Source organism: Membranihabitans maritimus, assembly GCF_021729145.1.
In the GTDB taxonomy this organism is placed as follows: Bacteria; Bacteroidota; Bacteroidia; order Chitinophagales; family Saprospiraceae; genus Membranihabitans; species Membranihabitans maritimus.
This window is the reverse complement of record NZ_JAJSLW010000042.1, coordinates 1-8,259: the sequence shown is the minus strand read 5'-3', so window position 1 is coordinate 8,259 and position 8,259 is coordinate 1. Positions and strand designations below refer to the sequence as shown.

General features: G+C 38.5%; 7 protein-coding genes. 3 read left to right on the top strand and 4 right to left on the bottom strand.

The window, feature by feature from the left end; genetic code table 11:
- Window positions 1–280 precede the first annotated feature (280 nt).
- Genes LVD47_RS23155 through LVD47_RS23145 form a run of 3 tightly spaced genes read right to left on the bottom strand, consistent with a single transcriptional unit; the run spans window position 281 to window position 5,197 of the window.
- Window positions 281–1,525, bottom strand: a complete 1,245-nt coding sequence (locus LVD47_RS23155) for a hemolysin family protein (RefSeq protein ID WP_236981072.1) — start codon at window positions 1,523–1,525, stop codon at window positions 281–283.
- Window positions 1,526–1,537: 12 nt separating this feature from the next.
- A complete protein-coding gene (gene lptC / locus LVD47_RS23150; RefSeq protein ID WP_236981070.1) occupies window positions 1,538–2,104 on the bottom strand; it encodes an LPS export ABC transporter periplasmic protein LptC in 567 nt (188 codons plus the stop codon).
- A 30-nt stretch (window positions 2,105–2,134) separates the two neighbouring features.
- Complete coding sequence (locus LVD47_RS23145) at window positions 2,135–5,197, bottom strand: T9SS type B sorting domain-containing protein (RefSeq protein ID WP_236981068.1); 3,063 nt, start codon at window positions 5,195–5,197, stop codon at window positions 2,135–2,137.
- A 213-nt stretch (window positions 5,198–5,410) separates the two neighbouring features.
- Here LVD47_RS23145 and LVD47_RS23140 point away from each other — a divergent pair, with 213 nt between their 5' ends.
- Together LVD47_RS23140 and LVD47_RS23135 are read left to right on the top strand one after the other, a co-directional pair.
- Window positions 5,411–6,088 carry a CDP-alcohol phosphatidyltransferase family protein gene (locus LVD47_RS23140; protein ID WP_236981065.1) on the top strand — a complete coding sequence of 226 codons (678 nt, stop codon included), beginning with the start codon at window positions 5,411–5,413 and terminating at the stop codon, window positions 6,086–6,088.
- A 21-nt stretch (window positions 6,089–6,109) separates the two neighbouring features.
- Window positions 6,110–6,553: a DinB family protein gene (locus LVD47_RS23135; protein ID WP_236981063.1), complete on the top strand. Its 444-nt coding sequence runs from the start codon at window positions 6,110–6,112 to the stop codon at window positions 6,551–6,553.
- Here LVD47_RS23135 and LVD47_RS23130 read toward each other — a convergent pair.
- A complete protein-coding gene (locus tag LVD47_RS23130) occupies window positions 6,522–7,589 on the bottom strand; it encodes a restriction endonuclease (protein ID WP_236981061.1) in 1,068 nt (355 codons plus the stop codon). The two genes, LVD47_RS23135 and LVD47_RS23130, sit on opposite strands and share 32 nt — an antisense overlap.
- A gap of 26 nt (window positions 7,590–7,615) precedes the next feature.
- Here LVD47_RS23130 and LVD47_RS23125 point away from each other — a divergent pair, with 26 nt between their 5' ends.
- Entirely contained in the window at window positions 7,616–7,903 is a 288-nt protein-coding gene (locus tag LVD47_RS23125) for a hypothetical protein (RefSeq protein WP_236981059.1), read from the top strand.
- Window positions 7,904–8,259 lie beyond the last annotated feature (356 nt).

The window sequence follows — 8,259 nt, the reverse complement described above, 5'->3', positions numbered from 1 at the left end:
CCGATTCAATAGATCTTACACTAAGAATTTTACCAATTTACAGCCCGCTGCAATGTGGTCCGTAGGACAGATATCGCCAATCTTCATAGACTCGGTACGGTACATATAGAGAATACACAATGACCGGAAGGGGATAGCATGTTTTTTAAAAGGGTGAAATAAGGGGTAAGACAGATCCCTTTCCCACAAGCACATCCAATTCTTCCTTCCTCAGCCGAATTGATCTTTGAAAGATTGTACATTGATTGATAACTGCCAACTTGTCCTTTGTCTATTAATCCTAATCATTCTTCTTCACCCGCACCAATTCGATTTTCTTTTCATCGACTTTTTCGAGGGTAAATAAAAATCCATCCAATTCAACTACTTCCTTTTCCTCGGGTATATCTCCTAAAGTCATAACCAGATACCCCGAGAGGGTAGAATATTCTCCCTCAGGAATCTGTAGGTCGGGATATTTTTCATTGATATCATCCACTTCCATTCGGCCGGAAAACATATATTCGTGTTCACTGATCTTTTGTTCAACGATTTCTTCCCCTTCATCGTGTTCATCTTCGATATCACCAAAGATCTCTTCTACGATATCTTCTAATGTAATGATCCCTGAAACCGAACCAAACTCATCTACCACACAGGATATATTTTGGTTCTTGAGAATAAAGGTATTTAGGGCTGTGGTCACCAGCATGGTCTCCGGAACAAAGGGCACGTCCAAAATCAGCGGTTTTATTTTTTGCGGATCGTGTAACAACTGCTGGTGATGCACATACCCCAATACATTTTCAAAATCCTGATCAAAAATAATAATCCGTGACAATTTGGTTTCATTAAACAAATCTCTCAATTCGGCAACCGAAGAATGAACATCAATAGCCACCACTTCTGTGCGTGGCACCATACAAGAACGTACTTTTATACTACTTAAATTGAGGGCATTCTTGAATAACTCCGTATCAATTTCCTGCTCTATATCTGATTGTACATTACTATTCACCAGATTCTCCAGATCCACTTTCGTAAAGGTCCGATCCTTTTGTTCCGTATTCTCTTTTGTAAATAAACGAATAATTAAATTGGACAGCCCCATCATAATGGACGAGGGAACAGCAAATAAATATTTAAAGAACAACAACGGGTAAGCAAATACCGAAATCATATCATTGGCATAAAGTCTGCCAAAGGTTTTGGGAAGGAACTCACCAAAAATCAAAACAACTACGGTTGTCACAATGGTGACTACCAGCAACAAAGTAATCCCACTACCTAGATATGGAGAAAGCACCGGGTCTACGACTTGCGATACCAGGTAGGTAAAAATTACCAGGGCAATATTATTCCCCACCAGAAGTGTGGCAAGCACTGACTGAGGTTTATCGTAAAACCCATTGAGTAATTGACCCTTTCTTCCGTTCTCTTTTCGCTGTAATTCTATTTTCAATTTATTAGCAGAAATAAACGCAATTTCTGTACCGCTGAAAAAAGCAGAAAGCAGAAGAAATATTATAATAAAAACGTAAATCATCTTATAAATTTACTAATTGACGCCTGTAGTAGATAAGGAATTACGACTTGACTGAGATCCGGTCACTCCCTCCAATTGGGGAACGGGTTTTTTCCCTGTCGTTTTACTAAATTCAATATCGGTAAAATCCTGGTTTGCCCTAAATCCATATCCGTAAATAATTTCATCAGGACGGGTCAATTTGGCAAACCTGTCGGAATAGATCGTCCCTTTGCGCTCATTCCAGTTTAATTGACTCGTTTCTAATTTTTCCCCTTTTACATTTTCAAAAACAACATTGTCAGAAGCCGTTACCAGATATTGGTCCGGCTGCCTTTCGGCATAATCAGCCGTCAATGTCGCATATACTTGTTGCCCATCCTTATAAAACTCTACCAAAATCCCTTCCGGAAAAATATCTCGCTGTGGATTCCCTTGTATCCTTTCCAATACAGGTGCTGTCAATGTCATTACTTTTTCACCACCGTCCGTATAATTCATTTCCACATCATACGCTATGTCAGCGTTAACATCCAAATCCGAATAATCATTACCTACCTTCAATTGCTCTTCACAAGAGAAAAAAATAAAAACCAACATTATATAATAATATCTATTCACCTCCATTTCTTAATCCAAAAGTACAATTTCTCCAGAAAATAACTTTGTTACTCCATCTATATATTGAACCTGGACCGTATAAACATAGACTCCTGGCATCATTTTTTCTCCATTGACTGTGCCATCCCAACCTAATGAATATTCATTTTTGGGAAAGGTCTCCCTGGTAAAAAGTAAATTTCCCCATCGGTCAAATACATTCATTTCAAGTATTCCTGCAACATGTGGCCCGGCATATACTGTGACCGTACCATTGGGTCCCGAATGATCAGCTATAATAGCATTGGGGATACCCACATTTCGAATAGGGAATACCTGAAAAAGCAGACTATCCCTGTCAATACATCCATTTTGATCCGTACCAGTCAGTGTAAAATACGAACTAGCAAAGGGTTGAGAATCTGTAATCCGGCAGGTATCACAGCTAACTTGTCCGGTAGGTTCCCATTGCCATTCCATCATCCGGTCCACTGGTGAATAATTTCCCGTTAACGTAACCATTTCACCCAGGTTGAGAACAGAATCCCCTGTTATAGTTACAACGAGTTCTTCGGGCTGTTCCAACACTACTTCCATAGAATCATTGCAGCTATTTTCATCTTCTACGAATACCGTATAATTGCCCGCTGCTAACCCCTGGAAATCCGGTCCGACAACAGAAGAATTTGATTCCAGGAAATATCGATAGCTCCCTGTCCCCCCTTGTCCATTTACTACAATAAACCCATTGTTATCGCCATAGCATAAAAGGTCCATTTTATCAATTAAATCCAATGACAGAACTTCCGGTTCCATAATGGTAAAAGTTTCTTCATAAAGGCAATTATTTTGATCAACTATATCTACACTATAATCTCCTGCAGCGAGGTTGTCAAGGTTGTTTCCTGAAAAACCACCGTCCCAATTAAGTTCATAACCGGGTACACCGCCATTAATATTGATATTGATCCCACCATTGAAATCACCAAAACACAATAAATCTTGTATTTCCGCCTGTATAGAAATAGAATCCGGTTGTCCCAGGGCCAGATTAACATAGCCCTGGCAATCTTCATTGTCGTTCACCAATATTACATACTCACCGGCCGTCAATCCGGTAAATACATTTCCACCCTGAAAATTCCCAGTAGAACCGAAATCATATTGATAAGGTTCATCACCTCCTTCAACATTTAATTCAATCCGGCCATTGGCATCACCAAAACATAAAGGCTCTTCTAAAATAGAATTATCCGCCAAAAAGTTGATTTCATTTAAATAAACAACAGTGTCTTCTTCGCAACCTTTATTATCCCGAACCGATACATCATAGATCCCGGAAGCCAGATCCGTCCTTTCATCATCGGACGAATATCCACTTCCGAAATTATAATCAAAGGGAGGAAAAGATCCATTGGCTATCAATTGGATAGCACCATCGGGGACACCACCACATGAAGCATTGGTAAGAATTTGATCAATCGTAATTTGAATGGGTTCCTCCATCACAAAAGCTTCGGTAACAGAACACCCTGTCTCATTGCGGACAACAACTTCATACTCACCAGGTAGTAGCCCCATACGATCCGACTCAATACTGCCATCACTCCAAAAAATGTCCTCAACAGGGGAAGGTGAATCAATATTGAGATTAATATTACCGTCATCGTAACCAAAACAACTGATGGAATCAACAGAAGCATTTAATTCAATCCGTTCTTCCACGTCCACAAAAGTATCTATCGGTGTGATACACCCGATATCACTTTCCAGGTTCAAAACAAAAGGCTTCCTTCCCCCTTCGGTAAAAGCAATGGAATGGGGCCCGTCACCTGAAAGTTGGCTTTGTGTAGCACTGCTTCCGAATGTCCAATTGTATTCGGTAATAGTACCACTCAGACTTTGGTCCACCGCATAAAATTCAATTTCTTCATCGGGGCAATACAAAGGCTTGGGATTCGTAATGATGATTTCGGCATCCGGGGCTGCAAAATCCGCATCTCCCCCCCACTCCAACCGGAATCCGGCTCCCGAAGTACTAAAATTATTAACGACCAACGCATATGCCTTTCCTTCTTCAGCTTCGATAGGCATTAAGAAATTATCGTCCCCGTCCTGACACCCCCGTTGTTCTGCTACATCTGTACTTCCCGTAGCTAAACCCGTAGGACCCGTACAGGGCTCCCAGACTGAAAAAGGTTCTCCAATGACTTCACCCGAAGCCATGCAACGCAATAATTGTTTATTTCCACAATCGTCTAACCCACCGGGCAATTCATATACGGCAAAATCAAGGTCATCTGTAGGATTGATAGGATCGAGAACAAAAGTCAAATCGCCGTCGTTTCGTGCTACCCACTTAAACCATACACTGGAAATTTCAGAATTACCATCGTCACCTCCTGTTACGGGATCTGTATCGAGACAAGTGTTATCTGCTTCATCCGCTATTTCACCGCTACCCGACAATTGTTGGACTATTAGCGTAGACTTATCACACAATACTGTGGCCGTAGGGCAGTCAGAGTCATATTCCGGTGTATACGAAAAATTGGATATACACATCTGAAAAGTTCCCTCGTGGTTGTCACGTGACCCTACCCTAATAAAATATTCCTCGCCAATTTGCAAGTCCCCGAGTGTAATTTCAATGACATTGAGATTCCGTGCATCTGAATTACAGGCCTCTTGTACCAATTCATCGCAACTCCCGGAATAAATTGCCAGTTGCGGACTTTGAAGAGTCCCTCCTTTGTTTTGTCCGACATCTCCCCTAATTATTACATTGATATTTTCAAAAGTAGGTATTACACGAAACCATATATCCTTCTCATTCGTATCTTGTGGATAACAACTTGGCTGTTCTTCACCCGAATGGGTATAATCCTCCAGGATAAACTCACCTTCCTCCGAACAATAATTTTCAATAGAATCTATGGCAATAGACGAAGAACAAATATCACCTGCCACTTGTGCTAGTAAAGAAGTTGAAAATATACATATGGACGCTACTAATAAAAAGTTCTTCATTCTAATTATCCAACCAATTATATCACCTATCAATTCAAAACAGTTATTTATTAATCCGTCCATTGAAGGTATTAAACTTCAGTAATTTATTCTGATTTATTCATTAAGTTTAACCCAACATTAAATCCTATACTAAAAGTTGCATAGATAAGACGTATTTACCATCAAAATGGTTGGGACAATTCACCATTAAACTTTTGTTAAGTACCAATAGAAATAATCTTTCTCATTCAAAATTATCTTAATTACTTTTGAGGAGTTTTTAATAAATTTTAAATGCTGAATATACCCAATATATTAACTTTACTCAATCTGTTTTTCGGCAGTATGGCTGTATATGGTGTTTTTTATGAATCACCATCTGTAGTGATTATTTCATTTTTATTGGCTTTACTATTTGATTTTTTCGATGGTTTTGCTGCACGCAAGTTAGACCAAACAACTCCGATAGGCAAAGAACTGGATTCCTTAGCAGATATGGTATCATTCGGCGCTTTTCCGACATTTCTTATAGTGGAGACCATTGAGCGACATACTGAAATGCTCGAAGAACCTTTTTATTTATTTGTTTTTGTGCTGGGATGCGGTACAGCATTTCGTCTTGCCAAATTCAATATTACTGAACAAACCAAAGGTATATTTCAGGGGCTGCCCTGCCCAGCAATGGCACTTTTCGTGTTTTCTCTTTGGATCAACATTGATCATTTGAACATTGAATTATTACATACCCCGCTATTCTTTCTAATTATTGCTGCTGCCTTGACAATCCTCATGAATAGTAATATACCTTTTCTAAAGTTCTCTTTTGAAGCAAAATTTAGCATATCTACGATCCTAAGCATTATCCTATTCTTAATTTTTATTGGATTTGCAATTTTTGACTGGAAATTGGCATTTTTAATAACAAGCTCTCTTTACATTGTATTCTCATTTTTACTTCCTATTTTTAGATAAGTAAATTAAGTAGTTAGAAAAATGTTAGATTATTACATTGATATTTTTTCTTATCACCACCAGTTTAATAAGACGGTGATTGAATATCTTGAGAAATACAAGAATAACTTTCCGGAAAAGTGCATCAATTGGATGTCCCATATACTTTATGCCCACGAGGTATGGATTCTTAGAGTTCAAAATAAATATGAAGTAATGGATGAGTGGACAATACCGCAATCTGAATTTGTCACCAGGGAAAACAGTAATTACAAAAAAACCATTGCAATTATCCAAGATCTTCCTTTGAAAAAGAACATAAAATATAAAACTTCCAGAGGGATAATTTACGTCAATTCAATAAGTGAAATTCTTTTCCATATTTGCAACCATACTGCCCACCACAGGGGCATGATCATTGCTGAAATGAGAAATAGTGGAATCGCCCCGCCAGTTACCGATTATATATTTTATAAAAGGATCTGACCAATCCCAATGTATAGGAAACGACTCCTTTAATGTACTTCTTTGTAAAAGGAAAAGGTGTGATCAGACGAATCATATAAGGACTAAAGAAATAATACAATGTGACTATACACCTACCAAACAGGCTTTTACTCAAATACATGTCTCTTAATTCCACTGCGGTATAATACTCCCTGGAATATTTATCATAGGCGTAGGAAACAACAAAACACCTGTCATCAGACGGACTAAGATCAGTGATATAGGTTTTCAATAAAGATAACCCCGGAGCACTAACAGGGATCAGAATTTTATCGCCTCTTTTTACTTCACTCAAATCCCTTTCGAGAAAATAGCACCCAATTTCCACCTCTGCCCCATTATAGATCACCCCGGATTTGAAATAATTATCTACCCATTCTACGGCACCATGCTGTTTATTATTGTGTTTCAAAATCAACGGTAGATCCAAAAAGACATTGACATTACGACCACTGTTATTCTCCATTTCCAAAATTACTTTCGTCAATGCTTCTTTATAGTCCTCCAAATACTCATCTACTTCGACCTCTTTTACAATAAATTCAAAGTATTCATCACTTTCTTCAGGTTGCTCATTCGTTACATCAAATAACCATTCATCATCAAGCTGATAGGTCGTATAAATGGCATCCTTCAGAATCTCCCAATCCCAATAAAAAACTTTTACCTTTTTGCACAGTTCCTTAGCAGGACCGGATAAGGTAGAGGTAGTAACAATCATTGCCTGCTCCGCTTCATAAAAGTTAGCAGCACCCAGAACCTGGTTGACATCCTGCACTCCTACTTTATTCTCTTCATGATATCGTTTTATCTGTACAACGGTAATTGACCCTTCCTTTTCCAATATCAAATCAGCTCCAAAGTCCCCTGAATAATTTGTAGATTTTACTTTATAGCCGTTATCCTTAAATAATTGGCCAACAAAATCTTCAAAATCATATGGGCTTATCCCCTGAAATCGAATTTTGATAGCCGCTTTTAAAAATTTTTTGAGATCTACCTGATTAAAATCCATGAATTCGAATTAATAATCAAATATAGATGAAATTAAGACAATGCACAACGAGGCAAATACCAATTCCGGTAAGTAGCCAAATATGTGTATTTAAAGAGAAAAGTGTAAGAAGTATTATTATCATAAGACACCGCTCACAAACTGTTGCAAGATTCATCCGGTATCCAAATGAAAAAGAAATTGCTGGGAAATGCTTTCTGGGGAAATCTATGGGATATGAAGACGCTCTGAAATTCCTGATTCAAAGAACCTTCAATGTTCAATCTGTCACTTATGAATGGGTAATCATTTCACCATTGGACCTCCTGGATTAGGATAGAGGACACTGGCACACCGCAAGGGAATGCGATTCGCCTTCTCCTAATTTCGTCTATTAATACTAATAATCTAACCACTCCTTCCTGAAGTCGCTACCCTGAAAGTACATAAAGTTTGGAGTACTTATAGTTAGAAGGGTAGAAAAATATATAAAGTCTGAGAAGAAAAGGGCTGTCCCAGATTGTTGAGTCAAATTTACAAACTTCAGTCACTTCACGGACTCCACATACTTCACGGAATCCACGTACTTCACGGACTCAAAGTACTTCAAAAACGGCAGTATCTCACGAAGTGTGTAAATGCTAAAAAAGGGTTGGGCAGCGCGCTGCCCAACCCTTTTAATTTTATTAAT